The organism is Labedella gwakjiensis (assembly GCF_003014675.1).
In the GTDB taxonomy this organism is placed as follows: domain Bacteria; phylum Actinomycetota; class Actinomycetes; order Actinomycetales; family Microbacteriaceae; genus Labedella; species Labedella gwakjiensis.
The window spans coordinates 976234-1002236 of the sequence record NZ_PYAU01000001.1 but is presented as its reverse complement, the minus strand read 5'-3'; the positions used below and the strand labels follow the sequence as shown (position 1 = coordinate 1002236).

At 70.6% G+C, this 26003-nt stretch carries 26 protein-coding genes; 15 read left to right on the top strand and 11 right to left on the bottom strand.

Annotation, left to right across the window (positions count from 1 at the left end):
- The first annotated feature begins 58 nt into the window (after positions 1 to 58).
- The 4 genes from CLV49_RS04695 to CLV49_RS04680 all read left to right on the top strand — a co-directional run bounded on the left by CLV49_RS04695 (position 59) and on the right by CLV49_RS04680 (position 4973).
- Positions 59 to 1720, top strand: a complete 1662-nt coding sequence (locus CLV49_RS04695; RefSeq protein ID WP_106562492.1) for a sugar ABC transporter ATP-binding protein — start codon at positions 59 to 61, stop codon at positions 1718 to 1720.
- Positions 1717 to 2763, top strand: coding sequence for an ABC transporter permease (locus tag CLV49_RS04690; protein ID WP_243696725.1), 1047 nt, complete (start codon positions 1717 to 1719; stop codon positions 2761 to 2763). The genes CLV49_RS04695 and CLV49_RS04690 overlap by 4 nt, the downstream gene beginning before the upstream one ends.
- Complete coding sequence (gene yjfF / locus CLV49_RS04685) at positions 2760 to 3809, top strand: galactofuranose ABC transporter, permease protein YjfF (RefSeq protein WP_106564888.1); 1050 nt, start codon at positions 2760 to 2762, stop codon at positions 3807 to 3809. Before CLV49_RS04690 ends, yjfF begins: the two co-directional genes overlap by 4 nt.
- Before the next feature lie 96 nt (positions 3810 to 3905).
- Positions 3906 to 4973, top strand: a complete 1068-nt coding sequence (locus CLV49_RS04680; RefSeq protein ID WP_106562491.1) for a LacI family DNA-binding transcriptional regulator — start codon at positions 3906 to 3908, stop codon at positions 4971 to 4973.
- Positions 4974 to 5007: 34 nt separating this feature from the next.
- On the opposite strand, the gene CLV49_RS04675 is transcribed toward CLV49_RS04680, so the two are convergent.
- Positions 5008 to 5286 (bottom strand): helix-turn-helix domain-containing protein, encoded by a 279-nt coding sequence (locus CLV49_RS04675; protein WP_106562490.1) that lies wholly within the window; start codon positions 5284 to 5286, stop codon positions 5008 to 5010.
- A gap of 66 nt (positions 5287 to 5352) precedes the next feature.
- Here CLV49_RS04675 and map point away from each other — a divergent pair, with 66 nt between their 5' ends.
- The 9 genes from map to CLV49_RS04630 all read left to right on the top strand — a co-directional run bounded on the left by map (position 5353) and on the right by CLV49_RS04630 (position 13650).
- Positions 5353 to 6123, top strand: a complete 771-nt coding sequence (gene map, locus CLV49_RS04670; RefSeq protein ID WP_106562489.1) for a type I methionyl aminopeptidase — start codon at positions 5353 to 5355, stop codon at positions 6121 to 6123.
- Between the two features lie 100 nt (positions 6124 to 6223).
- Entirely contained in the window at positions 6224 to 7450 is a 1227-nt protein-coding gene (locus CLV49_RS04665) for a trans-sulfuration enzyme family protein (protein WP_106562488.1), read from the top strand.
- Between the two features lie 44 nt (positions 7451 to 7494).
- Entirely contained in the window at positions 7495 to 7899 is a 405-nt protein-coding gene (locus CLV49_RS04660) for a TOBE domain-containing protein (RefSeq protein WP_106562487.1), read from the top strand.
- The gene (gene modA, locus CLV49_RS04655; protein WP_208019879.1) at positions 7896 to 8705 is read left to right on the top strand and encodes a molybdate ABC transporter substrate-binding protein; all 810 of its coding nucleotides are present in this window, start codon (positions 7896 to 7898) and stop codon (positions 8703 to 8705) included. The genes CLV49_RS04660 and modA overlap by 4 nt, the downstream gene beginning before the upstream one ends.
- Before the next feature lie 46 nt (positions 8706 to 8751).
- Complete coding sequence (locus CLV49_RS04650) at positions 8752 to 9549, top strand: ABC transporter permease (protein WP_106562485.1); 798 nt, start codon at positions 8752 to 8754, stop codon at positions 9547 to 9549.
- Positions 9546 to 10601: a sulfate/molybdate ABC transporter ATP-binding protein gene (locus tag CLV49_RS04645; protein WP_106562484.1), complete on the top strand. Its 1056-nt coding sequence runs from the start codon at positions 9546 to 9548 to the stop codon at positions 10599 to 10601. The genes CLV49_RS04650 and CLV49_RS04645 overlap by 4 nt, the downstream gene beginning before the upstream one ends.
- Before the next feature lie 277 nt (positions 10602 to 10878).
- Entirely contained in the window at positions 10879 to 12534 is a 1656-nt protein-coding gene (locus tag CLV49_RS04640) for an ABC-F family ATP-binding cassette domain-containing protein (RefSeq protein ID WP_106562483.1), read from the top strand.
- A gap of 103 nt (positions 12535 to 12637) precedes the next feature.
- A complete protein-coding gene (locus tag CLV49_RS04635; RefSeq protein ID WP_158261904.1) occupies positions 12638 to 13129 on the top strand; it encodes a mycothiol transferase in 492 nt (163 codons plus the stop codon).
- Positions 13130 to 13161: 32 nt separating this feature from the next.
- Positions 13162 to 13650 (top strand): ATP-binding protein, encoded by a 489-nt coding sequence (locus CLV49_RS04630; RefSeq protein WP_106562481.1) that lies wholly within the window; start codon positions 13162 to 13164, stop codon positions 13648 to 13650.
- A gap of 175 nt (positions 13651 to 13825) precedes the next feature.
- Here CLV49_RS04630 and CLV49_RS04620 read toward each other — a convergent pair whose 3' ends face one another.
- The 5 genes from CLV49_RS04620 to CLV49_RS04605 form a co-directional block, all read right to left on the bottom strand.
- Positions 13826 to 14407, bottom strand: a complete 582-nt coding sequence (locus CLV49_RS04620; protein ID WP_106562479.1) for a putative glycolipid-binding domain-containing protein — start codon at positions 14405 to 14407, stop codon at positions 13826 to 13828.
- Positions 14408 to 14417: 10 nt separating this feature from the next.
- The gene (locus tag CLV49_RS04615) at positions 14418 to 14690 is read right to left on the bottom strand and encodes a hypothetical protein (protein ID WP_106562478.1); all 273 of its coding nucleotides are present in this window, start codon (positions 14688 to 14690) and stop codon (positions 14418 to 14420) included.
- Between the two features lie 68 nt (positions 14691 to 14758).
- A complete protein-coding gene (locus tag CLV49_RS18280) occupies positions 14759 to 14914 on the bottom strand; it encodes a hypothetical protein (RefSeq protein ID WP_158261903.1) in 156 nt (51 codons plus the stop codon).
- Between the two features lie 113 nt (positions 14915 to 15027).
- Positions 15028 to 15630, bottom strand: coding sequence for a response regulator transcription factor (locus tag CLV49_RS04610; protein ID WP_106562477.1), 603 nt, complete (start codon positions 15628 to 15630; stop codon positions 15028 to 15030).
- Positions 15627 to 16904: a sensor histidine kinase gene (locus CLV49_RS04605; protein ID WP_243696724.1), complete on the bottom strand. Its 1278-nt coding sequence runs from the start codon at positions 16902 to 16904 to the stop codon at positions 15627 to 15629. Before CLV49_RS04605 ends, CLV49_RS04610 begins: the two co-directional genes overlap by 4 nt.
- 167 nt (positions 16905 to 17071) lie before the next feature.
- Between CLV49_RS04605 and CLV49_RS04600 the strand changes: the two genes are divergently transcribed.
- The gene (locus tag CLV49_RS04600) at positions 17072 to 17638 is read left to right on the top strand and encodes a small multidrug efflux protein (protein ID WP_106562476.1); all 567 of its coding nucleotides are present in this window, start codon (positions 17072 to 17074) and stop codon (positions 17636 to 17638) included.
- A 139-nt stretch (positions 17639 to 17777) separates the two neighbouring features.
- Here the strand turns inward: CLV49_RS04600 and araA are convergent, their stop codons facing one another.
- The 4 genes from araA to CLV49_RS04580 all read right to left on the bottom strand — a co-directional run bounded on the left by araA (position 17778) and on the right by CLV49_RS04580 (position 23272).
- Entirely contained in the window at positions 17778 to 19295 is a 1518-nt protein-coding gene (gene araA / locus CLV49_RS04595) for an L-arabinose isomerase (protein ID WP_106562475.1), read from the bottom strand.
- Positions 19296 to 19321: 26 nt separating this feature from the next.
- Positions 19322 to 20992 carry a xylulokinase gene (locus CLV49_RS04590; RefSeq protein WP_106562474.1) on the bottom strand — a complete coding sequence of 557 codons (1671 nt, stop codon included), beginning with the start codon at positions 20990 to 20992 and terminating at the stop codon, positions 19322 to 19324.
- On the bottom strand, positions 20989 to 21765 hold the full coding sequence (locus tag CLV49_RS04585; protein WP_106562473.1) for an L-ribulose-5-phosphate 4-epimerase: 777 nt from the start codon (positions 21763 to 21765) through the stop codon (positions 20989 to 20991). The genes CLV49_RS04590 and CLV49_RS04585 overlap by 4 nt, the downstream gene beginning before the upstream one ends.
- Before the next feature lie 502 nt (positions 21766 to 22267).
- The gene (locus CLV49_RS04580; protein ID WP_106564886.1) at positions 22268 to 23272 is read right to left on the bottom strand and encodes a LacI family DNA-binding transcriptional regulator; all 1005 of its coding nucleotides are present in this window, start codon (positions 23270 to 23272) and stop codon (positions 22268 to 22270) included.
- Between the two features lie 373 nt (positions 23273 to 23645).
- Between CLV49_RS04580 and CLV49_RS04575 the strand changes: the two genes are divergently transcribed.
- Positions 23646 to 25055, top strand: a complete 1410-nt coding sequence (locus CLV49_RS04575; RefSeq protein WP_106562472.1) for an HNH endonuclease signature motif containing protein — start codon at positions 23646 to 23648, stop codon at positions 25053 to 25055.
- A gap of 29 nt (positions 25056 to 25084) precedes the next feature.
- Here the strand turns inward: CLV49_RS04575 and CLV49_RS04570 are convergent, their stop codons facing one another.
- On the bottom strand, positions 25085 to 25627 hold the full coding sequence (locus tag CLV49_RS04570) for an ankyrin repeat domain-containing protein (protein ID WP_127054464.1): 543 nt from the start codon (positions 25625 to 25627) through the stop codon (positions 25085 to 25087).
- Between the last annotated feature and the right edge of the window lie 376 nt (positions 25628 to 26003).

The window sequence follows — 26003 nt, the reverse complement described above, 5'->3', positions numbered from 1 at the left end:
CCCGCCGCTCTCTCGACTTTTCACCACCCGAACCGCACAGCACCTCGATGGAGAGACCATGCTCGACACGGCCCAGGCGAGACCACCGGCCCCCGCAGCCCACCCGGAACCGATCGTCGAGATGACGGACGTCTCCATCTCGTTCCCCGGAGTGAAGGCGCTCGACCGCGTCAGCTTCCGCATGTTCCCCGGCGAGGTCCACTCGCTCATGGGCGAGAACGGAGCAGGCAAGTCCACGATCATCAAGGCGCTCACCGGCGTCTACGGGATCGACGAGGGCACGATCGCCCTGAACGGCTCGCCCGTGTCGTTCGCCGGTCCGGCGCATGCGCAGGACGCCGGGATCGCGACGGTGTACCAGGAGGTGAACCTGCTCCCCAACCTCTCGGTCGCCGAGAACATCATGCTCGGCCGCGAGCCGCGCCGGTTCGGCTCCATCCACTGGAAGGCCATGCGTGCCAGGGCCGCCGAACTGCTCACGCAGCTCCGCCTCGACATCGACCCCGGTTCGCTGCTCGGCTCCCACTCGCTCGCGGTGCAGCAGCTCATCGCCATCGCCCGGGCGATCGACGTGGACGCGCGTGTGCTCGTGCTCGACGAGCCCACGTCGAGCCTCGACGCCGACGAGGTCGCCGAGCTCTTCCGCGTGATCCGCACTCTCAAGGAGGACGGGGTGGCGATCCTCTTCGTCTCCCACTTCCTCGACCAGATCTACGAGATCACCGACCGCCTCACCGTGCTGCGCAACGGCCAGCTCGTGGGGGAGTACCTCACGGAGGAGCTCCTGCGCATCGACCTCGTGCAGAAGATGATCGGCAAGGAGCTCGCGACCCTCGACGACCTCGAGAAGCGCGTCAAGCAGACGGCGAACGAGGAGGACGACGCCGCGGTCCCCGCGTTCGTCGTCGCGACGGGCCTCGGCAAGCGCGGCACGATCGATCCCGTCGACGTCACGATCGGGGAGGGCGAGGTCGTCGGCCTCGCTGGCCTCCTCGGCTCGGGGCGCACCGAGCTCGCCCGGCTCCTCGGGGGCATCGACCGCGCTGATTCCGGGGCGGACGTGCGGATCGGCGGCAAGCCGGTCCGACTCCGCACCCCGCGCCAGGCCATCTCGAAGCGCATCGCGTACTCGTCGGAGAACCGGCGAGAGGAGGGCATCATCGGCGACCTCACCGTGCGCGACAACATCATCCTCGCGCTGCAGGCCGACCGCGGCTGGTTCCGTCCGATCCCGAAGAAGCGGCAGGAGGAGCTCACCCGCAGCTACATCGAGACCCTCAACGTGCGACCGGCGAACCCCGACGCGCTCGTGCGCAACCTGTCGGGAGGCAACCAGCAGAAGGTGCTCCTCGCCCGCTGGCTCGCGATCGCACCCCGTCTCCTCATCCTCGACGAGCCCACGCGCGGCATCGACATCGGCGCGAAGGCCGAGATCCAGAAGCTCGTGTACTCGCTCGCCGAGAACGGGATGAGCGTCGTCTTCATCTCCGCCGAGATCGAGGAGGTGCTGCGCCTCTCGCACCGCATCGCCGTGATGCGCGACCGCCACCTCGTGGCCGACATCGAGAACGACGGCCTCACCGTCGACGAACTCCTCGCCCTGATCGCGGACGGCTCGGCCGTCGACGAACCCGACATCCCCACCGTCCGGACCGACGACGATGCCGTCGCGGTCACCGCATCACACGCTTCCCCATCACAGAGAGGAGACGGAGCGTGAACGCCTTCGTCGCCCGCGCCTTCTCGAGCCGCCTGTTCTGGCCCATCGCCATGCTCGTCGTGCTCGTCATCGTCAACGTCATCGCCTTCCCCGGCTTCCTCTCCATCACGGTGAAGGACGGCCACCTCTTCGGCTCCGTCATCGACATCCTGCGCAACGGTGCGCCGACGCTCATCATCGCGATCGGCATGACGCTCGTCATCGCGACCCGTGGCATCGACCTCTCCGTCGGCGCCGTGTGCGCCATCTCCGGTGCCGTCGCGTGCTCGATCATCCTCGGCTCGTCCACTCCGGGCAGCATCGCGACCGTCGCGACGGCCGTCGCCGTCGCCGTGGTGATCGCCCTCGTCCTCGGGGTGTGGAACGGCTTCCTCGTGTCGGTGATCGGGATCCAGCCGATCATCGCGACCCTCGTCCTCATGACCGCCGGCCGCGGCATCGCGATGCTCATCACGGAGGGTCAGATCCTCACCGTGAACTCGCCGCCGTTCAAGGCGCTCGGGTCGGGCTTCGCGCTCGGCGTGCCCGTCGCGGTGCTCATCGCCGCCGTGATCTTCGCGATCGCAGCCCTCCTCACCCGACGCACGGCGCTCGGCATGCTCATCGAAGCCGTCGGCATCAACCCGGAGGCGAGCCGGCAGGCCGGCGTCCGTGCCCGCGGCCTGCTCTTCGCCGTCTATACGTTCTGCGCCCTGTGCGCAGCGATCGCGGGCCTCATCCTCACGGCCAACCAGACGGCCGCCGATGCCAACAACACGGGCCTCTTCATCGAGCTCGACGCGATCCTCGCCGTCGTGATCGGCGGCACGTCGCTCGCGGGCGGCCGCTACTCGCTCGTCGGCACGCTCGTCGGCGCCCTCGTAATCCAGACCCTCGTGACCACCGTCTACACGGTGGGCATCTCGCCCATCGTCACGATGGTGTTCAAGGCCGCCGTCGTCACGATCGTGTGCCTCCTGCAGTCGCCCGCCACGACGGCGGCGTTCGGGAGATGGCGCAGACGGCTCACGCCGCGAGTCGGAGCGGGGGTGGCCACATCATGAGCACCATCGCCCCCGAGCGCGCCCCGCGCCCCGACGCCCCGTTCGTGCCCCGCCCCGCCGCCCGCCGTTCCGTCCTCGACCGCGTCCGCGACGCCTTCACGAGCCCGAAGTCCGGACCCGTGCTCGTCACGGCCATCCTCTTCGTCGCGGTCTTCGCGATCGGAGGAGCCCGGTACCCGGCTTTCCTCTCCGGACAGGTGTTCCTCAACCTCTTCGTCGACAACGCGTACCTCATCGTGCTCGCCGTGGGCATGACGTTCGTGATCCTCACGGGCGGCATCGACCTCTCGGTCGGCGCCGTCGTCGCCCTGTCCGGCATGATCGCCGCGAGCCTGCTGCAGAGCGGATGGTCGCCGGGTGTCGTCATCCCCTTGATCCTCGTGATCACGAGCGTGCTCGGCCTCCTCGTGGGGCTCATGATCCACATCTTCGAGGTGCAGCCGTTCATCGCGACGCTCGCCGCGATGTTCCTCGCCCGCGGCCTCTGCTACGTGATCTCGCAGAACTCGATCTCCATCACCGAGCCCACCTTCGTGGCGTTCGCCGTGACGCGGATCCCGCTCGGCGGCGGCCTCAGCATCACGCCGAGCGTCGTGATCGTGCTCGTCGTGATCGCGATCGCCGTGTGGGTGCTGCACTACACGCGCTTCGGCCGCACGGTGTACGCGATCGGCGGCGGCGAGCACTCCGGCATGCTCATGGGCCTCCCCGTCGCGCGCACCAAGGTCATCGTCTACGTGATCAGCGGGTTCTGCTCGGGTCTCGCCGGCGTGCTCTTCACCTTCTACACGCTCTCCGGCTACCCGCTGAGCGCCATCGGCACCGAGCTCGACGCGATCGCCGCCGTCGTCATCGGCGGCACGCTCCTCACGGGCGGCTTCGGCTTCGTTCTCGGCTCCGTGCTGGGTGTGCTCGTGCTGGGGATCATCCAGACGATCATCACGTTCGAGGGCACCCTCTCGAGCTGGTGGACGCGCATCTTCATCGGCGGTCTCCTGCTCGTGTTCATCATCCTGCAGAAGGTGCTGACATCCCGGCGGCGCTGACCGCTGCGACCCTGACCCTAACCCTGTCCGCCGTGACACAGGAACGAGGCGCTACCCTGACGAGAGGCGCGCGCTGGCGCCGACGAGGAGCCGACGGTGAGTGAACCCGAGAAAGCGCGGGCCGCGACGATCTTCGATGTCGCGCGGCTCGCCGGGGTGTCGCACCAGACGGTGTCGCGGGTCCTCAACGACCTGCCGAACGTGCGTCCGGTCACGCGTGAACGTGTCGAGAAGGCGATAGCGCAGCTCCGGTACGTGCCGTCGCCCGCGGCCCGCGCGCTCGTCACGCGCCGCTCGCGCACGATCGGCCTCGTGGTCACCGGGGCCGCCGAGCGTGGGCCGTCCTCGACGGCGCTGCACTTCAACGCGGCCGCGCGCGACGCGAGGTATGCCGTGATCACGGCGAGCATGATGCGCACCGACGTCTCCGAGCTGCGCGCCGCCGCCGAGCTCCTGGTGCGTCAGAACGTGGAGGCGATCGTGCTCATCGCCACCGACCGCGCGGGCGTCGATGCGCTCGAGGGTGTCGAGCTCGGCGTGCCGCTCGTCACCGTGGCCTCGGAGCAGCGCGGCGTGCGTCACCGCGTGACGCTCGACCAGTTCGCCGGGGCACGGGCTGCCGTCGACTACCTCGTGGAGCTCGGGCATCGCGAGATCCGGCACGTGCGCGGGCCCGAGGGGTCGATGGACGCGTCGGAGCGTGCGCGAGCGTGGTTCACGGGCCTTTCCGACCGCGGGCTCGTGGCGCGGGAGCCGCTCGAGGGCGATTGGTCTCCGGAGAGCGGTTTCGAGATCGGGAGGGTGCTCGCCGAACAGCGCGACTTCACCGCGGTGTTCGTGTCCAACGACCAGATGGCGATCGGCGTCATGCGCGCGTTCGCCGTGGCCGGACTCGACGTCCCGGGTGACGTGAGCGTCATCGGATTCGACGATCAGCCGGAGGCCGAGTTCCTCTCGCCGCCGCTCTCGACGGTGCGGCAGGACTTCCGCGGACTCGGTCGCGACGCCATGACCCTCGTCCTCTCGGTGCTCGGCGACGAGGAGACCCCGGACCCGCCGCTGCGCCCCACCGAACTCATCGTGCGCGGCAGCGTCGCGCCCCCGCGCGTGGTCGACGCGGACGCGCCCGTGGCGCCGGCTCGGTCGCGGGCCTCCCGCGCCTGACGTCAGGGTGATGGTCGCCGACGGGCGTCCATCGTCAGGACGCGAGGCGCTTGCGTGCGACCGGGCGCGCCGACCCGTCGATCTCGGACCAGACGGCGTCGAGCGAGAGGCCGAGCACGTCGGCGATCGCCGCGATCGTGGGGAAGGACGGCGTCGCGACGCGCCCCGACTCGATCTTCCTCAGCGTCTCGGGTGACACGCCCGCATCGAGGGCGACGTCGAGCATCGAGCGCTCGCCGCGGGCTCTACGCAGGAGGGCGCCGAGGCGCTGGCCGCGCTCGACCTCGGAGGGGGACAGGGGCAGACGGACCATGCTCCTATTGTAATACCGGGATGATCATCCCGGTATAGTTATTGGTGCTATGAATACGAGGACACCATGATCGAGATCGTCAGCCCCATCGAGCTGAGCCGCGCCCGGGCGACGGGTGCGCTCGTCGGCCGTATCCTGCAGGCGCTGAGGGGCCGCGTCCGGGTGGGGACGAACCTGCTCGACATCGACCGCTGGGCGCGGGAGATGATCCTCGAGGCCGGAGCCGTCTCGTGCTACGTCGACTACGCGCCGTCGTTCGGCGACGGTCCGTTCGCCCACTACATCTGCACGTCGGTCAACGACGCCGTCCTGCACGGCCGACCGCGCGACTATGCTCTTGCGGACGGCGACCTGCTCACCCTCGACCTCGCGGTGTCGCTCGACGGCATCGTCGCGGACTCCGCCGTGTCCTTCCTCGTCGGTGCAGCACGGCCCGCGGCGAGCCTCGCGATGATCGACGCGACCGAGCGCGCCCTCGCCGCCGCCATCGAGGTCGCGCGTCCGGGTGCTCGCATCGGCGACCTCTCGCACGCGATCGGCGCGGTCCTCTCCGACGCCGGATATCCGATCAACCTCGAGTTCGGGGGCCACGGAGTCGGGTCGACGATGCATCAGGACCCGCACATCGCGAACGCGGGCCGCCCCGGCCGGGGGTATCGCCTGCGTCCCGGCCTCCTCCTCGCCATCGAGCCCTGGGTCATGGCCGACACCGATGTGCTCGTCACCGACGCCGACGGCTGGACGCTGCGGAGTGCCACGGGCTGCCGCACGGCGCACAGCGAGCACACGATCGCGATCACCGAGGACGGTGCCGAGATCCTCACCCTCCGCCCCTGACCTCCCCTGTTGTGTCGCGTTCTGTTGCCGATGCGGCGCTGAGCACGACAGATTGCGACACCTCGCGAGATGTGCTGGCGGGGTTCGGTACGGTCGGAGGATGACCACGCAGCCGGACAAGGACGACGTCAGCTCGATCGGCGACCACACCGCGGCCGTGCACGCCGGCAACATGATCGACGCCGGCTCCGGCGCCATCCGCACGCCGATCGTCATGGCGAACTCCTATCTGCTGCCGGATGACCCGGCCGCGATGAACTGGTCCGGCACGGACGTCCTCATGTACACGCGGAACGGGGGAGTCAACCAGCTCGCGCTCGAGGCGAAGCTCGCCGCGCTGGAGGGGGGAGAGGAGGCGGCGGCCTTCGCCACCGGGGTCGCCGCACTGCACGCCGTGTTCTTCACGCTCCTGAGATCGGGCGACCACGTCGTCGTCTCGAACGTGACGTACGAGGCGGTCTGGCGGCTGTTCTCCGAACTCCTGCCCGAGCGCTACGGCGTCGAGGCGACGTTCGTCGACGTCTCCGACCTGGACGCGGTCCGGTCGGCGATCCGGCCGAACACCCGCATCCTGCACGCGGAGACGATCGCGAACCCCACGACAACGGTGGCGGACGTCGGGGCGCTCGCCGCCATCGCTCACGACGCGGGTGCGCTCCTCACCGTGGACGCCACCTTCACTCCGCCGCCGTTCTACCGCGCGCTCGCGGACGGCGCGGATCTCGTCGTCCACTCGCTCACGAAATACATCAACGGCCACGGAGATGCGATGGGCGGAGCGGTGATCGGCTCGTCCGCCCTCGTCGACCGGATCCGACACGACGCCCTCGTGGACGTGGGCGGCGTCATCTCCCCGTTCAACGCCTGGCTCATCATGCGCGGCTCCGTCACGCTGCCGCTCCGTCTCGCGCAGCATCTCGCGTCCGCCCAGCGGGTCGCCCGCGTACTCGCCGACGACCCGCGGATCGCGTTCGTCGAGTTCCCGGGTCTCGAGGGGCACGCCCAGCACGCGCTCGCGACCCGGCAGTTCGGCGGGCGCGGATACGGCGCGATGCTCGCGTTCGCCCTCGACGGCGATCCCGCGACGCAGAACCGCTTCGTGTCGAACCTGCGCGTGATCACGTCCGCGGTCTCGCTCGGGCACGACGAGTCGCTCATCGTGCACGTGGGGCCGGGTGCGCGCGGCGGGAGCGACGGCTATCCGGAGGGCTTCCGCACCTACGGTCATCTGCGCCTGTCCGTCGGCCTCGAGGACGCCGACGACCTCGTCGCCGACATTCGCTCGGCGCTCGCCCGCACGGAGATCACCGGCGCGCGTCGTCGCTGAAGACGGGGTATCCTCTCCGCATCTGCACACGTAGGATCGTCTTCGTGACGCAGATACGGATCAAGGACGCTTCGCGGTTCCTCGGGGTGAGCGATGACACGGTGCGGCGCTGGGTCGACACCGGCGTCCTCGCGAGCGAGAAGGACGGCAGCGGACGCACCGTCGTGGACGCCCTCGCGGTCGCGCGGCTCGCGCGCGAGAACGCTGTGCTGCCCGCGGACCCGTCGGAGATCGGTCGCTCGGCGCGGAACCGGCTCGTCGGCGTCGTCACCGAGATCATCGCCGACACGGTCATGGCGCAGGTGGAGCTGCAGTGCGGGCCGCACCGCATCGTCTCCCTCATGAGCAGCGAGGCGGTGCGCGAGCTCGGGCTCGAACCCGGGTCCGTCGCGATCGCCGTCATGAAGGCCACGAACGTCATCGTCGAGACTCCCGGCGGAAAGGCCTGACCGTGATCCGATCCTCGAGAGCCGCCGTGGCGCTGCTCGCGTCCCTCGCCGTCGTCGCTCTCGCCGGCTGCTCCGGCTCGACCGCCCCGGCGTCCGACCCCGACGCGAGCGCCCAGGCCGACGCCCTCGACGGAACCATCACGGTGTTCGCTGCGGCCTCACTGCAAGCCACCTTCACGGACCTGAAGGAGCAGTTCGAGTCGGCGCATCCGGACGTCACGGTGTCGCTGACGTTCGCCGGGTCCTCCGACCTCGTCACGCAGATCGTCGAAGGCGCACCGGCCGACGTCTTCGCGTCGGCGGACGAGAAGAACATGGCGAAGCTGACAGAGGAAGGGCTCGTCGATGCGGCCGACGCCGTGGACTTCGCCACCAACACCCTGGAGATCGTGACGCCGCCGGACAACCCCGCCGAGGTGGAGACGTTCGCCGACCTCGCGAAGCCGGGTGTGAAGACGGTGATCTGCGCCCCCCAGGTGCCGTGCGGTGCGGCGACGGCCACCCTCGAGAAGACGACGGGCGTGGACATCGCGCCGGTGAGCGAGGAGTCGTCCGTCACGGACGTGCTCGGCAAGGTGACGAGCGGGGAGGCCGACGCCGGTCTCGTCTACGTCACCGACGTGATCGCCGCGGGAGACGCGGTGGAGGGGATCGACTTCCCGGAGTCCGACGAGGCCGTCAACGTGTACCCGATCGCCCCCCTCGCGGCGTCGGCCGATGCCGACCTGGCCGAGGCGTTCGTCGAGTTCGTGACGGGGGAGGTCGGTCGTGACGTCCTCGAAGCCGCCGGTTTCGGCCAGCCCTAGGCGCCCGGCGGGCCCCGCTCGCGTCGGCGCGGCTCGCTCCGCCGCCTTGGGCGTGCCCGGATGGGTGGTCGCCGTCGCAGGGGTCGGAGCCGCGTTCGTCCTCGTGCCGCTCCTCGCGATGGTGCTGCGCGTGAATTGGGCCGAATTCGTGCCGCTCGTCACGTCGCCCTCGTCGCTCGATGCGCTCGCGCTGAGCCTACGCACCTCGCTCGCCGCGACGGCGTTGTGCGTCGTGTTCGGGGTGCCGATGGCGATCGTGCTCGCTCGCACGGAGTTCCGGGGGCAGCGGATCCTGCGCTCGCTCGTTCTGCTCCCGCTCGTGCTGCCGCCCGTTGTGGGCGGCATCGCGCTGCTGTACACGTTCGGGCGCCGCGGGCTGCTCGGGCAGGGCTTCGAGGCGTTCGGGGTGACGATCGCGTTCTCGACCACCGCCGTCGTGCTCGCGCAGACGTTCGTGGCGCTCCCGTTCCTCGTGCTCAGTCTCGAGGGCGCGCTGCGCTCCGTCGGTACACGCTTCGAGGCGGTCAGCGCGACCCTGGGAGCCCGACCGACCACCGTGCTGCGCCGCGTCACGCTGCCGCTCGTGCTGCCGGCGCTCGTCTCGGGTGCGGTGCTGTCGTTCGCCCGTGCGCTCGGCGAGTTCGGTGCCACACTCACGTTCGCCGGCTCGCTCCAGGGTGTCACGCGCACCCTCCCGCTCGAGATCTACTTGCAGCGGGAGACCGACCCGGACGCGGCCGTCGCGCTCTCTCTCGTGCTCGTGGTGGTGGCCGTGATCGTCGTCGCCGTGGCGCATCGGGTGGGCGAGGCGAACGGTCGACGGTTCGACGGGGGAGTCTCATGACCTTCGGGCTCAAGGCAGCTGTGGGCGCTCGCGGATTCGAGGCCGAGATCACCGTCGCGGACGGCGAGACCGTCGCGATCCTCGGACCGAACGGTGCGGGCAAGTCGACACTCCTGAACCTCACCGCCGGCCTCCTCTCGCCGGACCGCGGGCGCGCGACGCTCGGCGGCCGCGTCTTGTTCGACACAGAGCCCGGTCGCCGCCGCGTCGCCCTGCCCGCGTGGAAGCGCGGCGTCTCGATGCTCGCGCAGGATGCGCTCCTCTTCCCCCATCTGTCGGTGCGCGAGAACGTGGCGTTCGGACCGCGGAGCACCGGGTCGTCCCGAGCCGATGCGCGGAACCGGGCCGTTGCCTGGCTCGAGCGGGTGGACGCCTCCGAGCTCGCGGAGCGACGCCCCGCCGAATTGTCCGGGGGCCAGGCGCAGCGCGTCGCGGTGGCGCGCGCCCTCGCGACCGAACCGGAGCTGTTGCTGCTCGACGAGCCGATGGCCGCGCTCGATGTGTCGGTCGCGCCCGCGATCCGGCGCATGCTGCGCGAGGTGCTGCGCGACCGGACCGCGATCATCGTGACCCACGACGTGCTCGACGCGTACACACTCGCCGACCGGGTCGTCGTGCTCGAGGCGGGACGTGTCGTCGACGCGGGACCCACGCGCGCCGTGCTCGACCGCCCCGCGACGCCGTTCGCCGCCGGCCTCGCGGGTCTCAATCTGCTCATGGGGACGGCCGTCTCCGGAGGCACGATCGAGCTCGACGACGGACAGCGGCTCGTCGCCCGATCCGCGCAGGGGCTCGAACCGGGGGCCGCGGCCGCGCTCGCGGTGCGCCCGTCCGCGGTGCGCGTGCTCGCACCGACTATCCCTGGGCGCCACGACAACACGATCACGGCAACCGTGTCGGACGTCGAGCCACGGGGAGACGTCGTCCGCATCCGGGCGGGCCGGATCGCCGCCGACGTGACGCCGGCGGAGGCCGCCGACCTCGACCTGCAGCCGGGAGCCGTCGCCCGCTTCGCCTTCTCCGCCGAGGACGCGGTCGCCTATCCCGTGTGACCGTCGGCTCCGTTCGTCGGCCCCGACCACGTCGATCCTCGGCGTGACGACTCGGGAGGCCTCCGCAGCCGAACGATTGCGGACGGCGCGGACCGCGCCGTACGATCGATGCGTGCAGTTCTTGTTGTTCCTTTGACGGCCGAGTAAGGCCCACCGCGCTCGTTGAGTAATCCGAGCCTGCGGCGGCCGCTCGTTCCCGACCCCTCAGGGTCGCCGTCATCTGCGCGCCCTTCCCCGCTCTCGCGGGGTCGTCGGTGCGTCGTCTCGAAGGATTCGAATGCACACCCCCACCACCCCTCTTCCGGCGCGCCAGCGCGCCCAGCTCATCGCCGCCGACGTTTCCGTGATGCGCGGAGCCACCCCCGTCCTGAACCACGTCGATCTCGCCGTGACGCCCGCATCGCGCGTGGCGATCGTCGGCGAGAACGGGCGCGGCAAGTCCACGCTGCTCCACGTGCTCGGTGGCGCGCTGATTCCCGATACCGGCACCGTCCAGCGCACCGGAACGCTCGGTGTCGCGGAACAGGAGATGTCCGCGAGCGACGACCGGACCGTCGGTCAGGCCGTCGCGGAAGCGATCGCCGAACCACTCGCAGCCCTCGCCTCCCTCGACGCGGCGGCCGAGGCTCTCTCGGCCGGAACGTCCGGCGCCGACGAGAGCTACGCGGCCGCATTGGAGCGCGCGGAGCTTCTCGACGCGTGGGACGCCGAGCGGCGGGTGCAGATCGCGCTCGAAGCCCTCGACGCGGAGACCGACCCGGGCCGGCCGCTCGGCGACCTCTCGGTGGGTCAGCGGTATCGCGTGCGCCTGGCGTGCCTGCTCGGCGCCGACGACGACTTCCTGCTGCTCGACGAACCGACGAACCACCTCGACCGCTCCGGTCTCGAGTTCCTCAGCACACAGCTCCGCTCCCGCGTCGGCGGGGTCGTCGTCGTCACGCACGATCGAGCGCTTCTCACGGACGTGGCGGAGACGATCGTCGACCTCGACCCCACGCCGGACGATCGCGTGCGGGTCTACGGCAACGGATACGCGGGTTATCGCGAGGGCCGCCGGGCCGAACGCGAGCGGTGGGAGCAGGAGTACGAACGCCAGCGGGCAGAGCACGCCCGCCTGCAGGACAGTCTCAGCTCGGCGCAGAACCGCCTCGTGTCCGGTTGGCGGCCCGAGAAAGGATCCAACAAGCACGGCCGCGCGACCCGCGCGGGCGGGCTCGTGCAGAGTGTCCATCGCCGGCAGGAACACCTCGAAGCGCACGCCGTGACCGTGCCGGAGCCGCCCCTGCAGTTCCGGTTCCCCGATCTGCCGACGCGAACCGGCGCTGCGCTGCTGAGCGCTGAGCGCGTGAGTGTGGCCGGCCGACTGACGGGGGCCGTGTCGTTCTCGCTCTCGCACCGCGGTCGACTCGTCGTGACAGGTCCGAACGGCGCCGGCAAATCGACGCTGCTCGGTGTGATCGCGGGCGAGCTGCACCCCGACAGCGGCTCGGTTCGACTGATGCAGAGTGCGCGCCTCGGGTTCCTGCGTCAGGAGACCGAGCTTCCGCTGCACCGCCGGGCCAGTGAGGTGTACGCCGCCCACATCGATGCGCTCGTCACGGCTGGAACGCTTCCCGCGTCGGACGCGATCGGGCTCTCACAGCTCGGTCTCTTACGCGCCCGCGAGGCGAGCAAGCGCATCGGTGAGCTGTCGATGGGGCAGCAACGCCGCCTCGACCTGGCGCTGGTCCTCGCGACAAGACCGCACGTCTTGCTCCTGGACGAACCGACCAACCACCTCTCGATCGCGCTCGTCGACGAACTCACCGACGCCCTCGGCGCGACGCAAGCGGCCGTGGTGCTCTCCACCCATGACCGCCAGCTCCTTCGCGACGTCGGCGACTGGCCGGCGATGCGCCTCGGCGTGCAGACCGAGGGCGACGCGCGGGCGTGAGCGGGAGCCCCTCTTTGCAGATCTGGCAACGATGTTTGCTCATCCGGAGGGATCGCGCGACGATCGAGCCACGACGACGACATCACCGAACGAAAGGCCCTCGATGCGCCATCAGCACGCCGACTCGGGCGTCACCACGCGGGGCGATCTCGACGCGCGGATCGAGCAGTACCGCGACCTCATCCTGCGCAGCCTCGACGGCCTCTCCGATGACCGGGCCCGTGCCACCGTCGTCGACGGTCGGCCGTCGTTGCTCGGCATCGTGCGCCACACCGCCTACGTCGAGGGAGTCTGGTTCGGCGAGGCGATCACCGGCCGTCCGCTCTCGGATCTCGGCCTGCCCCGGGCGACGGCGAACTCCTGGAAGACACGCAAGACCGACACCATCGCTTCCGTCACGGAGCACTGTCGCCAGATCCACGCCCACTCGCGCCAGAACCTGGCCGGTCTCGATCTCGACGACGTCGTCTCGGGACGCGGCAGGCGCACGATCATGAGCATCTACACGCACGTCCTCAGCGAGCTCGCGTGGAACACGGGTCAACTCGACATCGTGCGAGCCCTCCACCACGGGGAAGGCCGGCCGGGTGCATAGAGCCCCGGCCACGTCGCTCCTAGACTTCGTCGATGGAGACCTCCCCTGACTCAGCGAGCGCACCGACCGGCGACGCCGGCTGTGTCGTGCTGATGCTGGGTTATCCCGGCATGGGCAAACGCACCGTCGGCGCGGAGGTGGCGCGCCAGCTCGGCGGTGTGCTGGTCGACAACGCCCTCATCAATCGGCCCGTCCTGGAGCTGTTCCAGTGGGACGGGATCGAACCGCTGCCGGCGGGGGTCTGGGACTACGTTGCCCCCATCAGGGCCACGGTCATGCGAGCGATCGAGGACCTCGCGCCCGCGACCGAGAGCTTCGTCTTCACGAACGTCCTGGATGACGGCCCCCAGGGTGCCGCGCGGTATGAGGCCATCCGCGCGCTCGCGACGCGACGGGGGTCGCCGTTCCTGGCCGTCATGCTGACGTGCGACATCGACATCCAGGTGAGCCGGATCGACACCCCGATCGCGTGGCGCTGCGGAAGGGAGCCGACCCGGAGGGATATCGCGGGTACACGCTGAACACGACCCTGTACCGACCGCCCGTGACCGAGGTCGTCTCCGTCGACACGACGCAGGAGTCTCCGTCCGCCAACGCCACTCGTATCGTCGACGAGCTGCGGGCACGGGGTTGGGCGGGCCGACACGGGTCGAACGGGTCTGCTCGCTGACGTTCGACGGCTCACCGACCGGCCCGCTAGCTCTGGCGGATCGCGATGCCCGGATACTCGACGACGAGTCCCGCACGGTCGTATCGCAGCTCGCAGGAGAAGGCGAACGTCGACGACTCGTAGTGGAAGAGCAGTGAGTCCGGTGAGTTGTCGAGCAGGGTGTAGCGCTGCTCGAGGCGTTCCACGCGGAGGTCGTCGGCCCGGACGAAGGCCGCGGGCACGTCGATGCCCACCCCCTCGACGAACTCCAGTCGGTGGAGCGGGAGGGTGTTCGTGACGGCAGACGACTCGAAGTCGACGTCGAGACATCCGTCGAGATCGGGTCGTGGCTCGCCGTCCGCGTCCCACCGGCCCTCGGGGCTCCGCGTCAGCGTCAGCTCCCGTCGGCCCTGTGCGGTCAAGGTCGATGCGTGCGCCGAGACCGTCGTCCACGAATGGTCAACGGTCACGTCGTACCCGACCGACCACCGCGCGAGCGACTCGTTCGCGGTCGTGTGGCCGGTCAGTCGATGGCCGTCGCGAACATCATCGAAGAAGGCGACCTCGAAACCTGCTCGGGCTCCGACGTGGGTCCAGCTCGCGCCATCCGGTGGCGGTGTCAGTCTCATAGACGGCACCTCACTCCCTCGGTCGCTCCGACGTGATGGACGGCCGGTCGCGGCGCCACCTCGTGGCCCATGCCACAAAGACAAGCAGCGCGAGGCCGCACACATACCCCAGGACGATCCACCCCCACCCCGGCAGGGAAATACCCCGGCCGGTGGACCAGCTCTCGAGGTCGGCCGCATCGCTCGTGGCCCACCGGTACGAGCTGTACGCGATGAAGGCGACTCCGAGAGCGACGAAGAACACGATGGCCCAGAGTCTGGACCTGCGGGAAGGCGTGGCCATGACCCCACCGTAAAGCCTCCGGCGATGGCTAGCGTTCCCGCGTGGTGGCTGAGAACCGCCACCCCCGACTACAGGGTCTGCGCGAGCTCCAGGGTGCTGACGGCGACGGTCGACGTGGTGCCGGCCAGGAGGAGGGTGCCGGCGGTGACCGTCAGCACGCTGTAGGCGGGGTCCGTGGTGCGCGAGCGGACGGTAGACGAGGTGTTCCGCGAGGTTTCTCTCATGCATCCAGCCTCGTCGAGCCGGTGACGGAGGGCATCGCCCTGTGGGAGGAACCGGCCTCATCCTTTCGCAGTAGTCGCCCGTCGTACGGCGGGGTCATGGGGGCGCACCCGCGTCAGATCCAGCCGGCCTCCTCCGCCATGATGACCGCCTGCTGGCGCGTCGACACGGCGAGCTTGGCGAGGATCGCGGACACGTGGTTCCGCACCGTCCCCGGAGCGAGCGACAGGCTGCGCGCGATCTGTCCCGTGGTCTCGCCGCGGCGGCCGGCGCGCAGGATGTCGAGCTCCCGGTCGGTGAGGGGAGAGCGCTCGTCGCGCAGTGCATCGGCGGCGACCTCCGAGTCGATGTAGCGCTCGCCGGCGTGGATGCGCCGGATCACGGCGGCCACCTCGTCGGCTCCGCGCGACTTCGGCAGGAACCCCGAGACGCCCGACGCGAGGGCGCGCCGCAGCACGCCGGGACGCGCGTGCCGGGTGATGACGATGCAGCGGGTGGCGACGGCGCGCGTCACCCGCTCGGCCACCTCCACGCCGTCGAGGCCGGGCATCTCGAGGTCGAGCAGGCATACGTCGGGTTCGAGCCGGAGGGCCGCGGCCACCGCCTGCTCGCCGTCGGCGCACTCGGCCACCACATCGATGTCGGACTCAAGACGCAGGAGCGCGGCGAGGGCCGAGCGGATCATCCCCTCGTCGTCGGCGATCAGGACACGGATCATCGCACTGCCTCCGTTGCGGAGGGCGTTGCGGAGGGCGTCGTTGCGGGCACCGTGACGATCACCGTGAACGACTGCCGCTCGGGCCGCACCTCGAGCGCGCCGCCCGCGTCCGCCGCGCGTCGCGCGATCCCGTCGAGCCCCGAGCCGCCACCCGCGTCGTCGCCCGCCTCGCCATCGACCGAGCGCTCGGCGGCCACGTCGTTCGCGATCTCGAAGCGCCACGACCCGCCCGTGCGGGTGAGCGAGAGCCGCGCCCACGCACCCCCGCCGTGGCGGAGGGCGTTCGTCGTGGTCTCCCGGATCACCGGACCGAACACGTCGCCGGGCGCACTGTCGACGTCGGGGTCGGCGGTCCGCTCGGTGAGGGTTCCGGCCGCGCGCAGGAGGTCGACGGCGTTCGCGAGCTCCACGCTCAGCGATGCCGACCGGAAGCGGGTCGCGAGGTCGCGCGTGCCCTGTCGCGCCTCGTCCACACTCACCCGCGCGGCCCGCAGCTGCTCGAGGGCGGCGGCCGGGTCGGCGTCGAGCAGTCGCTCGGCGAGCTCGAGCTGCAGCGCGATCACCTGAAGGTGGTGGCCCTGCAGGTCGTGCACGTCCGTCGCGACGCGGAGCCGCTCCTGCGTGGCGGCGAGCCGTCCCTCGGATGCCCGCGCGCGGTTCATCGTGTCGAGCACGTCCCACCACCACACGGAGACGACCGACATCAGTGGCAGCATGATCGAGAAGAAGCCGATGAGCCACAGACTCGACACGCTGTCCGCCTGCAGGGTAGAGCGGGTGTCGACGAACCAGAGGGCCGCGACCACGACGACGACGCCGATCGTGACGCGACGACGCACGCCGGTCGGCCAGGTCAGCAGCACGATCGCAGCCAGGAGCGGGACGACACCGAACGTCCACACCCCGCTGACCACGAAGGCGACGACACCGTAGACCACGGACACCGCGAGGGGCGCGATGGCGCGTCGCCTCCGTGCCGCGGCCGTCAGCTCGGCTGTGTTGCGGTAGTCGAGGAGGAGCGGAACCGTGGCACCCGCCCACACGAGTCCTCCGAGGAAGACGGTGAGCGCCGGCCCGAAGCCGTCGCCACGGTCGAGGAGCGCAGTCGCCCAGACGAACACGAGCATGACCTCGAAGAAGACGATCCCGCTGAGCGTGTACCACCAGGTCGCCGTGACGCCCCGCGAGAGCCGGACGGCGGCACGGGCGTTCGCGTCGGCATCCGCGTCGGCGTCGGCCGTTGCGTCGTGCGAGGGCGCGGGGGAAGGTGTCACCCGCTCATCCTATGGACGTGACAAAAGTCACGGATCGGTCGTGCGATGCGCTCGGGAACCGGTGACGCGGCGGCACTTCTGCGCCGCGGTCGTCCGCGATGGACTGGTGTCATCACCGAGGGATCGCTCAGGTCCCGCCCGGATCACCGCCTCGACAGGAGCTCATCATGAACCTCATCGACACCTTCCAGGATCTCGTCGCGCAGGTCCCGGAGTTCCTCCAGCCGCTCATCGTGGCGCTCGCCGGAGCCGTCCCCTTTATCGAGGGCGAGGGTGCGGCCTCGATCGGCATCATCGGCGGGATCCACCCCGTCGTGGCGGCGATCGCCGGCATCGTGGGCAACTTCGTGTGTGTCGCGCTCCTCGTGCTGCTCGGAGCGGGGGCGCGTGATGCCGTCGTCTCGCGCCGCCGTGCGCAGCTCAAGGCGCGGGAGTCCGTGGTCGTCGGAGGCGGCGACGGTGCGGGCAGCCCCGTGGACCCGACCGACGCGGTCATGCCCGTCGAGGAGACGACGCCCCGCAAGGCGAAGTTCCAGCGCGCGTTCGAACGCTACGGAGTTCCCGGCGTGAGCCTGCTCGGTCCGCTGCTGCTCCCGACCCACTTCACCGCGACGATGCTCGCCGCCGCCGGCGTCGACAAGGCGCGCATCCTCCTCTGGCAGGGCGTCGCGATCGTCGCCTGGACCACGCTCCTGACCGTCCTCATCTCGAGCGTCGTCAACGCCGTCCACTGACCCGGACGTGTCCTCCGTCCCGGCCCATGTCGCCGACCGCTCCTCGAATTCGAGGAGCGGTCGGCTGATCTGCAGCGCTCGGTGGATCAGCGCGCGACGGAACGGGCGGGTGGTCGCGCCGCCCGCGCCGCTCGCCGGATCAGATGCCGTCGGCCAGGCGGTGGTACACCGCGTTCCAGCGGACCTCCTGCTCGAACGCACGGAGCGTCGTGTCCTCGTCGATGATGAGGAGCTCCACCCCGGCGATTCGTGCGAAGTCCTCGAACGCCTCGATGCCGACGGCCGTCGACATCACGGTGTGGTGGGCGGCACCGGCCGTGAGCCACGCGGCCGCCGACGTCGCGAAGTCGGGACGCGGGGTCCACACGGCGCGGCCGACGGGCAGGTTCGGCAGGGGGGCGCGCGGCTCGACCACGTCGACGACGTTCGCCGTGAGGCGGAAGCGGTCACGCACGTCGGACAGGGCCACGACCACGGCGGTGCCGGGGTCGGCCGTGAAGACCAGGCGGACCGGGTCCTCCTTGCCGCCGATGCCGAGCGGGTGCAACTCGAGGGTCGGCTTCGCGGTCGTGAGCGACGGGCTCACCTCGAGCATGTGCGCGCCGAGGATCGTCTCCGCACCGTCGACGAGGTCGTACGTGTAGTCCTCCATGAGGCTCGCGCCACCGGGGAGGCCGGCGCCCATGACGTTCGCGACACGCACGAGCACGGCCGTCTTCCAGTCGCCCTCCGCGCCGAAGCCGTATCCCTCGGCCATGAGGCGCTGCACCGCGAGACCCGGCAGCTGCTTGAGCGTGCCGAGGTCCTCGAAGCTCGTCGTGAAGGCCGAGAATCCGCCCTCCTCGAGGAAGCTCCGCAGGCCGATCTCGATCGCCGCGCCGTCGCGCAGCGACTGGTGGCGCTCGCCGCCGCGACGCAGCTCGGGCACGACGTCGTAGAGTTCCTCGTACTCGGCGACGAGGGTGTCGATCGCCTCGTCGGTGGCCGAGTCGACGGCCTCCGCGAGCTCGTTGACGGACCACGTGTTCACCTGCACGCCGAAGCGGTGCTCCGCCTCGGTCTTGTCGCCCTCGGTCACGGCGACGTAGCGCATGTTGTCGCCGAAGCGCGCGAGCTTGAGGTTCTGCGACGCGTGCCAGCCGGCGGCCGCGCGGCTCCAGATCGCGATGGAGGCGGTCACGCGCGGGTTGGTGGCGTGCCCCACGACGGTCTTCCGGGCAACGCCGAGACGCGTCTGGATGTAGCCGAACTCGCGATCGCCGTGCGCTGCCTGGTTGAGGTTCATGAAGTCGAAGTCGATGTCCGCGTACGGCAGCTCGACGTTCGCCTGCGTGTGCAGGTGGAGGAGCGGCTTGCGCAGCGCGTCGAGGCCGGCGATCCACATCTTCGCGGGGCTGAACGTGTGCATCCACGCGATGAGGCCGATGACCTTGTCATCGCTGTTCGCGTCGAGCATGGCGCGTCGGATCGACGCGGAATCCGTGAGGACGGGCTTCCACACGATGCGCACGGGGATGTCGCTGTCGCTGAGCGTCGTCGCGATCTGCTGCGACTGCTCGGCCACCTGGCGGAGAGTGTCCTCGCCGTAGAGTCCCTGGCTTCCGGTGAGGAACCAGATCTCCAGGCCGTCGAACGAGGTCGTGAGAGGGGTGGGCATGCGATGGATCCTGTCTGTGGGGAGGGTCAGATGGCGGAGACGGCGGCGCGCTCGATCGCGAGCCCCGCCTCGTAGCGGGTGAGGTAGGAGGCGAAGCCGGCGACGTCGGCGGCGTCGGGTTCGGCGACGTCGGACTCTCCGCCGGCGAACACCGCGTCGCGGAGGTGGTCGCCGAGCGAGACGCCGTCGGTCGCGGCACGCAGGTACGACGCGAGGACGGCCATGCCCCACGGTCCGCCCTCGGACGCCGTTCGTGTGACGGCGACGGGGGCGTCGATCGCGGCGGCGAGGAAGCGCTGCGCGACACCGGCCGTGCGGAAGAGGCCGCCGTGGGCGAACATCGTGTCGATGGCCACGCCCTCGTTCGCGAGTACCCGCATGCCGAGGGCGAGGGTCCCGAAGACTCCGTAGACCTGCGTGCGCATGAAGTTCGCGAGCGTGAACCGGCTGTCCGGCGTACGGACGACGGCCGGTCGTCCCTCGTCGAGCCCCGCGATCGGCTCGCCGGAGAGCTGGTTGTAGGCGAGCAGTCCACCGCCGTCGGCGTCGCCGTCGAGGGCCTCCCGGAAGAGGGTCTCGAAGGCGGTGTCGGCGTCGACGGGCGTGCCGGCGGCTTCGGCGAAGCGGCGGAACAGCCCCACCCATGCGCCGAGCTCGCTCGCGCCGTTGTTGCAGTGCACCATCGCGACGGGGTCGCCGGCGGGCGTCGTCACGATGTCGAGCTCGTCGTGGGCCTGCGCGAGCGGACGCTCGAGCACGACCATCGCGAAGATGCTCGTGCCGGCGCTCACGTTGCCGGTGCGGGGGGAGACGGCGTTCGTCGCGACCATGCCCGTCCCCGCGTCGCCCTCGGGCGGGCAGAGGGGAATGCCGGGACGGAGTCCACCGGTGGGGTCGAGGAGGGCCGCGCCGTCCTCGGAGAGACGACCGGCCTCCTCGCCGGCGGGCAGCACGCGCGGAAGCACCTCGCGGAGGTGGAGGCCGGGAGCCTCGCTCGCCTCGATCCGGTCGTAACGGGCCACGAGCTCCTCGTCGTAGTCGCGCGTCGCCGGGTCGATCGGGAACATGCCGGACGCGTCGCCCACCCCGAGCACCTTCTCGCCCGTGAGGCGCCAGTGGACGTAGCCCGCGAGCGTCGTGACGAAGCGGATGTCGGGCACGTGCGGCTCGTGGTCGAGCACGGCCTGGTGCAGGTGCGCGATCGACCACCGCAGGGGGATGTTGACGCCGAAGAGAACGGAGAGCTCGTCGGAGGCGCGGCCCGTCGTGGTGTTGCGCCATGTGCGGAAGGGCACGAGCAGCTCGTCCTTCTCGTCGAACGCGAGGTAGCCGTGCATCATCGCCGAGACGCCGAGTGCCCCGACCGTCTCGAGCCGCACGCCGTGGCGCGACTCGACGTCGGAGACGAGGTCGGCGAACGCGGCCTGCAGCCCCGCCCACACGTCCTCGAGGGAGTACGTCCACATCCGGTCGACGAAGGCGTTCTCCCAGTCGTGGCTCCCCGTCGCGATCACCGTCGAGGGGTCGTCGTCGGCGATGAGGCACGCCTTGATGCGCGTGGAGCCGAGCTCGATCCCGAGGGAGGTGCTGCCCTGCCCGATCGCCTCTCGGAGCGCTGCCGCCTCTCGGAGCGCTGCCGCCTCTCGGAGCGCTGCTGCTTCTCGGAGTGCTGCCGTGTCGGGGGTCGTGGCGCTCATCGGCGGTCGTCCGATGACTGGCCGTACACGTTCTGGTAGCGGTTGAAGAGGCTGTCGATCTTGTCCTGCGGGATGGGCACGAGCTCGCCGGCCTGGCGAGCGATGTGCACGGTGCGGGCGGCGTCCTCGCACATGACGGCGGCCTTCACGGCGTCGGCGGCGTTGACGCCGATCGTGAACGGGCCGTGGTTCTGCATGAGCACGGCGCGCGAACGGTGGCCCGTGAGAGTGTCAACGATGCCGCGGCCGATCGAGTCGTCGCCGATGATCGCGAACGGGCCGACGGGGATCGGTCCGCCGAACTCGTCGGCGATCTGGGTGATCACGCAGGGGATCTCCTCCGCGCGGGCCGCCCACGCGACGGCGTAGGTGGAGTGGGTGTGCACGACGCCGCCGACGTCCGGCATGTTCCGGTACACGTACGCGTGCGCCGCCGTGTCGCTCGAGGGGCTGCGGTCGCTGCCGGGCGTTCCCGGCACGACCTCGCCGTCGAGAGTGCAGACGATCATGTTCTCGGGAGCCAGGTCGTCGTACGAGACGCCGGACGGCTTGATGACGAAGAGGTCGGTGCCGGGCACGCGGCCCGAGACGTTCCCGCCCGTCCAGACGACGAGTCCGTAGCGCACGAGTTCCCCGTGGAGGGAGGCGACGTCGGCGCGGACGCGGTCGACGGCTGCGGCGGTCTCGGGATCGAACGGGAGCGAGGTCCCCGTTCCGTCGCGGTCGGTCGGGGGTGTCGTCTCCGGCGGCTCTGCCGGGAGGGGGCTGCTCATCGCGTCTCCATCGAGGTCGGGGGCCGACTCCGTCGACCCACCGTCATGTTACCGGTAACATCCCCCCGACGCCAGATCCCCTCCATCCCACCCGCCTGACCGCCCCCCAGAGTGCTACTCCCGAGCGAAGGCTACAGCTGGGAGTGGCGCCCTCGACTCCGAACAGGCGCCCTCGACGAGCGCGATCGGCCTCACGTGGACGGTTCGGCCTCGCGTGGAGGGACTGGCCTCGCGTGGAACCACAGCCCTCGCCCGGAGGGACTGGCCTCGCGTGGAGTGACTGGCCTCGCCTGGAGGGACTGGCCTCGCGTGGAGGGACTGGCCTCGCCTGGAGGGACTGGCCTCGCGTGGAGTGACTGGCCTCGCCTGGAACGTCTGGCCTCGCGTGGAACGACCGCTCTCCCGTGCGAGGTTCGGCCTCGCGTGGAACGACCGCTCTCCCGTGCGAGGTTCGGCCTCGCGTGGAACGACCGCCCTCGCCTGGAGGGACCGGCCCCGGCTCCTACAGAGTGGCGGCGAACGTGTGCGGCGGGGCGGTGGAGTCGCGCACCACGAGGAGGGGCGGAGACGGGGGAGGCGCCGACTCGCCGAGCACCTCGGCGACGGCGCGGCGGGCCTCACCGGCGAGATCGACGCGCACCGTCGTGAGGGCCGGCGTGTAGAAGGGGGCATCGGGGTTGTCGTCGAAACCGGTGATCGACACGGCGCCAGGCACGGCCACACCCCGGGCCGTCAGGCCGGCGATGAGGCCGAGGGCCATCTGGTCGTTCGCCACCACGATGCCCGTCGGTCCGTCATCGCGGCCGATCCGGACGGCGACCTCGTCGGCGAGGGCGTACCCCGAGGATGCGGTCCAGTCGCCGCTCCACTCGTCCGTCACGGCGGCACCGGAGCCCGCGACCGCAGCGGCGATGCCCGCTGAACGCGCCGTGGCCTCGAACCAGTCGGACGGCCCGGCGACCTCCGCGAGCCGGCGATGCCCGAGCTCCACGAGGTGGTTCACCGCGAGGGCTGCGCCGTCGGCCTGACGTTCGCCGGTCTCCTCGTGGAACGACACGACGGGGACGCCGAGCCCCGCCTCGTCGAGCGTCGCACGCGTGCCGACGTGAGGCGCGACGAGGACGATGCCGTCGACCCCCTGGGCGAGCAGGTGCCGGACTGCGGCGGCGAAGGAGGACTCGTCCTCGGCGTTCGCGTAGGCGGTCGCGATCCAGCGTCCCCGGTCGCGCGCCGCGGCTTCGAGCGCGGCGATCCCGGCCGACGGGCCGTAGAGCGCGGTGTCGGACGCGACGACGCCGACGGTTCGCGAGCGGCTCGTCCCCAGCGCGCGTGCCGCGTTGTTGATGCGGTAGTCGAGGTCGGCGACGGCGGCGAGGACGCGCTCGCGGGTGTCGTCGCGGATGCCGGGGTAGTCGTTGAGCACGCGGGAGACGGTCTGCGTGGACACGCCGGCATGCCGCGCGACGTCGCGCACGCCGACCCGCCGCTTGCCTCCACCGTCGCTCATCCCGCTCAGCGTAGTGCGTCCCGTCGGGTCCTTCGTCGGGTCCTTCGTCGGGTGCGGACGCTCGAGCCCGAACCGGTGCGAGAGGCGTCTCTCGGGCATCGAGCCCGTCGAAGGTCGCGGACGGCGGGCCGCCGCGTCACCCTTCGACGGGCCCGGCGACCGGGACTCGGCTGACGCAACTCCTACGGTCCGTCGGTCTGCCCAGGGGTGCCCCTTCGGGTACTCGGATGACGCGGCTCCTTCGGTCCCGGAGTCTACCCAGAGGTGCCTCTTCGACACCCCGACCTGTCGTCCACAGGCCGCATCTCTCAGAGAAACTGACTCCTTTTCCGGATACCGTCCGAATGTCGGTGGTGTCGTGTTCACTGGTCGTATGAACCCCGCAGCCGACGCCGCCGATGAGGCGATCGAGGGTGCGATCGCGCTCCTCGAGGCTGTCACGCGTGAGGCGTCGCCTGCCCGTCTCTCCGGTGCGCGATTCCTGGCTCGCGTGCCCCGGCTCGAGCAGCTCGGGAGGTTGATCGACGGGCTCCGCGCCGTGCATGCTGCGGATGCGTCGGAGCGCATGATGGGCCCCGTCGACACTCTCGGCGCGGCCGGATACGCGTCCGCGCGAGACGCCGTCGCGCAGCTCGCCGGCGTGTCCGAGGCCGAGGCGGCCCGCCGTATCCGGCTCGGCGAACGGATCAGCTCCGGTCTGTCCCTCTCGGGTGCCCCGGTCGCCCCGCGCTTCCCTGCGGTCGCCGACGCCGTGCTCGACGGTGAGCTCGGGGTCGAGGCGGCGGAGATCATCACGCGAGAGCTCGGTGGCGTTGCGCTGCGGGTGGACTCCGGCGTCATCCACGAGGCCGAGGCTGGTCTGGTCGAGCTCGCGAGGGGCAGTCACAGCCGACCGCCGTTGCGGGCCGAACTCGTGAGGGAGCAGGTCGCGCTCTACCTCCTCGCGATCGACCCCGATGGAGCGGAACCCACGGAGCGCACGGCGCGCATGCGGCGCCGACTCACGTTCGGCCGAGAGACGCCCGAAGGCATGATCCCCGTCACGGGAATGCTCGTCGCGGAGGTCGGGGCGCAGTTCAAGCGCCTCGTCGAGGCACACCGGCGAAAGGTCGCCTTCGGCGCCGATGCCACAGGCCCTGGCGACGACGGCGAGGCGGCGGGAGCCCAGGCGGAAGGAGCCGAGGCGGCCGGGTACATCGTCGCTGACGACCGCACCCCCGCCCAGCGACGCCACGACACGCTCGCGGACATCCTCGGCGCGGCGGCACGCGTGAAAGACGCTCCGGAGATCGCCGGCTCGGCTCCGGCCGTGATCGTCACGGTCACCAAGAAGGCCCTCGATGACGGCGGCGTCGGATTCCTCGACGACCACACCACCCCGATCTCCGCCGGCGCCGTCGAACGACTCGTCGATTCGCGCGGGATGCAGATCGTGACGATGAACGAGTCCGGCCGGGTCCTGTCACTCGGATCGGTCCAGCGGTGCTTCACCTCGTCTCAGCGTCGCGCGATCATCGCGCGTGACGGAGGATGCGTCATCCCCGGCTGCACGACCGCCGCGGGGTGGTGCGAGGTCCATCACGTCGTGCCCTGGCGAGAGGGAGGTGAGACGCACGTCGACAACGGGGTCCTGCTGTGCTGGGGGCACCACCAACGCATCGATTCCGGACCGTGGCGCCTCTCCATGCCGGACGGAGTCCCGCACGTGCGGGGCCCGGGAATCAACGAGTGGACGCCAGCCGGAATGTCCCGAGTGCGAATACCGCTCCCGCGCACAGGATGAGTGTCGACGCAGCGAACGAGTCCTCGTCGCTACGCGGCGACGCGCGCCAGGTGCGCCTCGCAGCGCGCGAGCAGGTCGGCGCGACGTGCGCCGATGGCGCGAGCGCCGTCGATGACGCTGCTGCCGGTACGGCTCTGGCTCGTGACGTCGAGCTCCGGACGGGCGAAGAGCACGTCGTAGAAGGGTGCGAGCATCGCATCCGAGAAGGTGAAGTTGCGGGTGAGCGCCTGGATCGGGGTGCCCGTGCGCTGCCCGGCGCACAGGTTCACGTCGGCGCCGCCGTCGAGCAGTCGCTGCAGGAGCGCGGGCTCGCGCTCGAAGTCGTGGGTCATCGACCCGAGCATGACGTGCAGGGCGTTCACGTGATCGCTCGTCTCGACGGCGGTGTCCGCGCCGTCGTCGATGAGGCGGCCGGCGATCGCGATGCGCGCCGACATGTCCGGGTTCCGCAGCGCATACATGAGGAGCGTCGTACCCGTGCTGTCCGACCAGCCCGCCTGCTCCGGTCGATAATCTGCGAGGAATGCGCGCTCGCTCTTCCGGGTGTTGCGGAACACGGTGGGATAGGTCATCTCGTCAGTCTCCCAGGTCTTGACCCCCGCCGTGCGGCCCATCGGCGGACCGGCACCCTCCGTGGACGCCCGTTCGACCGGTCGCGGAGGCTCTCTCGCGGCAGGACTCCGCGGATCGCCGGGTCATCCGAGACCTCGCCGTCGAGTCGAGACGGGCGGCGCTGCACCTGATGGAATCGCGCCGTCACCGGCGCGTCATCACCTTCGCACCACCGCCGAGCGGTCCCCGGGTCGCGTCACCACACATTCACCCGGGTACCCCGGATATGGGTCTCGTCCTCGAAGCGGCGGAGGAGTACCCTGGCCCCGTGAGCATGTGAGGGCATGGCTCGCACGACCTCTGCATCGGCGCTGAGACTCGCATCCTTCGTTCCGC

Excerpts from the sequence above, each read along its gene's own strand:
- CLV49_RS18280 (WP_158261903.1), bottom strand. The coding sequence starts at position 14,914 with ATGAGAGAAACCTCGCGGAACACCTCGTCTACCGTCCGCTCGCGCACC.
- CLV49_RS04645 (WP_106562484.1), top strand. The coding sequence starts at position 9,546 with ATGACCTTCGGGCTCAAGGCAGCTGTGGGCGCTCGCGGATTCGAGGCC.
- CLV49_RS04695 (WP_106562492.1), top strand. The coding sequence starts at position 59 with ATGCTCGACACGGCCCAGGCGAGACCACCGGCCCCCGCAGCCCACCCG.
- CLV49_RS04635 (WP_158261904.1), top strand. The coding sequence starts at position 12,638 with ATGCGCCATCAGCACGCCGACTCGGGCGTCACCACGCGGGGCGATCTC.
- map (WP_106562489.1), top strand. The coding sequence starts at position 5,353 with ATGATCGAGATCGTCAGCCCCATCGAGCTGAGCCGCGCCCGGGCGACG.
- CLV49_RS04575 (WP_106562472.1), top strand. The coding sequence starts at position 23,646 with ATGAACCCCGCAGCCGACGCCGCCGATGAGGCGATCGAGGGTGCGATC.
- CLV49_RS04590 (WP_106562474.1), bottom strand. The coding sequence starts at position 20,992 with ATGAGCGCCACGACCCCCGACACGGCAGCACTCCGAGAAGCAGCAGCG.
- araA (WP_106562475.1), bottom strand. The coding sequence starts at position 19,295 with ATGCCCACCCCTCTCACGACCTCGTTCGACGGCCTGGAGATCTGGTTC.
- CLV49_RS04675 (WP_106562490.1), bottom strand. The coding sequence starts at position 5,286 with ATGGTCCGTCTGCCCCTGTCCCCCTCCGAGGTCGAGCGCGGCCAGCGC.
- CLV49_RS04630 (WP_106562481.1), top strand. The coding sequence starts at position 13,162 with ATGGAGACCTCCCCTGACTCAGCGAGCGCACCGACCGGCGACGCCGGC.
- CLV49_RS04640 (WP_106562483.1), top strand. The coding sequence starts at position 10,879 with ATGCACACCCCCACCACCCCTCTTCCGGCGCGCCAGCGCGCCCAGCTC.
- yjfF (WP_106564888.1), top strand. The coding sequence starts at position 2,760 with ATGAGCACCATCGCCCCCGAGCGCGCCCCGCGCCCCGACGCCCCGTTC.
- CLV49_RS04620 (WP_106562479.1), bottom strand. The coding sequence starts at position 14,407 with ATGAGACTGACACCGCCACCGGATGGCGCGAGCTGGACCCACGTCGGA.
- CLV49_RS04600 (WP_106562476.1), top strand. The coding sequence starts at position 17,072 with ATGAACCTCATCGACACCTTCCAGGATCTCGTCGCGCAGGTCCCGGAG.
- CLV49_RS04615 (WP_106562478.1), bottom strand. The coding sequence starts at position 14,690 with ATGGCCACGCCTTCCCGCAGGTCCAGACTCTGGGCCATCGTGTTCTTC.
- CLV49_RS04580 (WP_106564886.1), bottom strand. The coding sequence starts at position 23,272 with ATGAGCGACGGTGGAGGCAAGCGGCGGGTCGGCGTGCGCGACGTCGCG.
- CLV49_RS04585 (WP_106562473.1), bottom strand. The coding sequence starts at position 21,765 with ATGAGCAGCCCCCTCCCGGCAGAGCCGCCGGAGACGACACCCCCGACC.
- CLV49_RS04610 (WP_106562477.1), bottom strand. The coding sequence starts at position 15,630 with ATGATCCGTGTCCTGATCGCCGACGACGAGGGGATGATCCGCTCGGCC.
- CLV49_RS04570 (WP_127054464.1), bottom strand. The coding sequence starts at position 25,627 with ATGACCTATCCCACCGTGTTCCGCAACACCCGGAAGAGCGAGCGCGCA.
- CLV49_RS04665 (WP_106562488.1), top strand. The coding sequence starts at position 6,224 with ATGACCACGCAGCCGGACAAGGACGACGTCAGCTCGATCGGCGACCAC.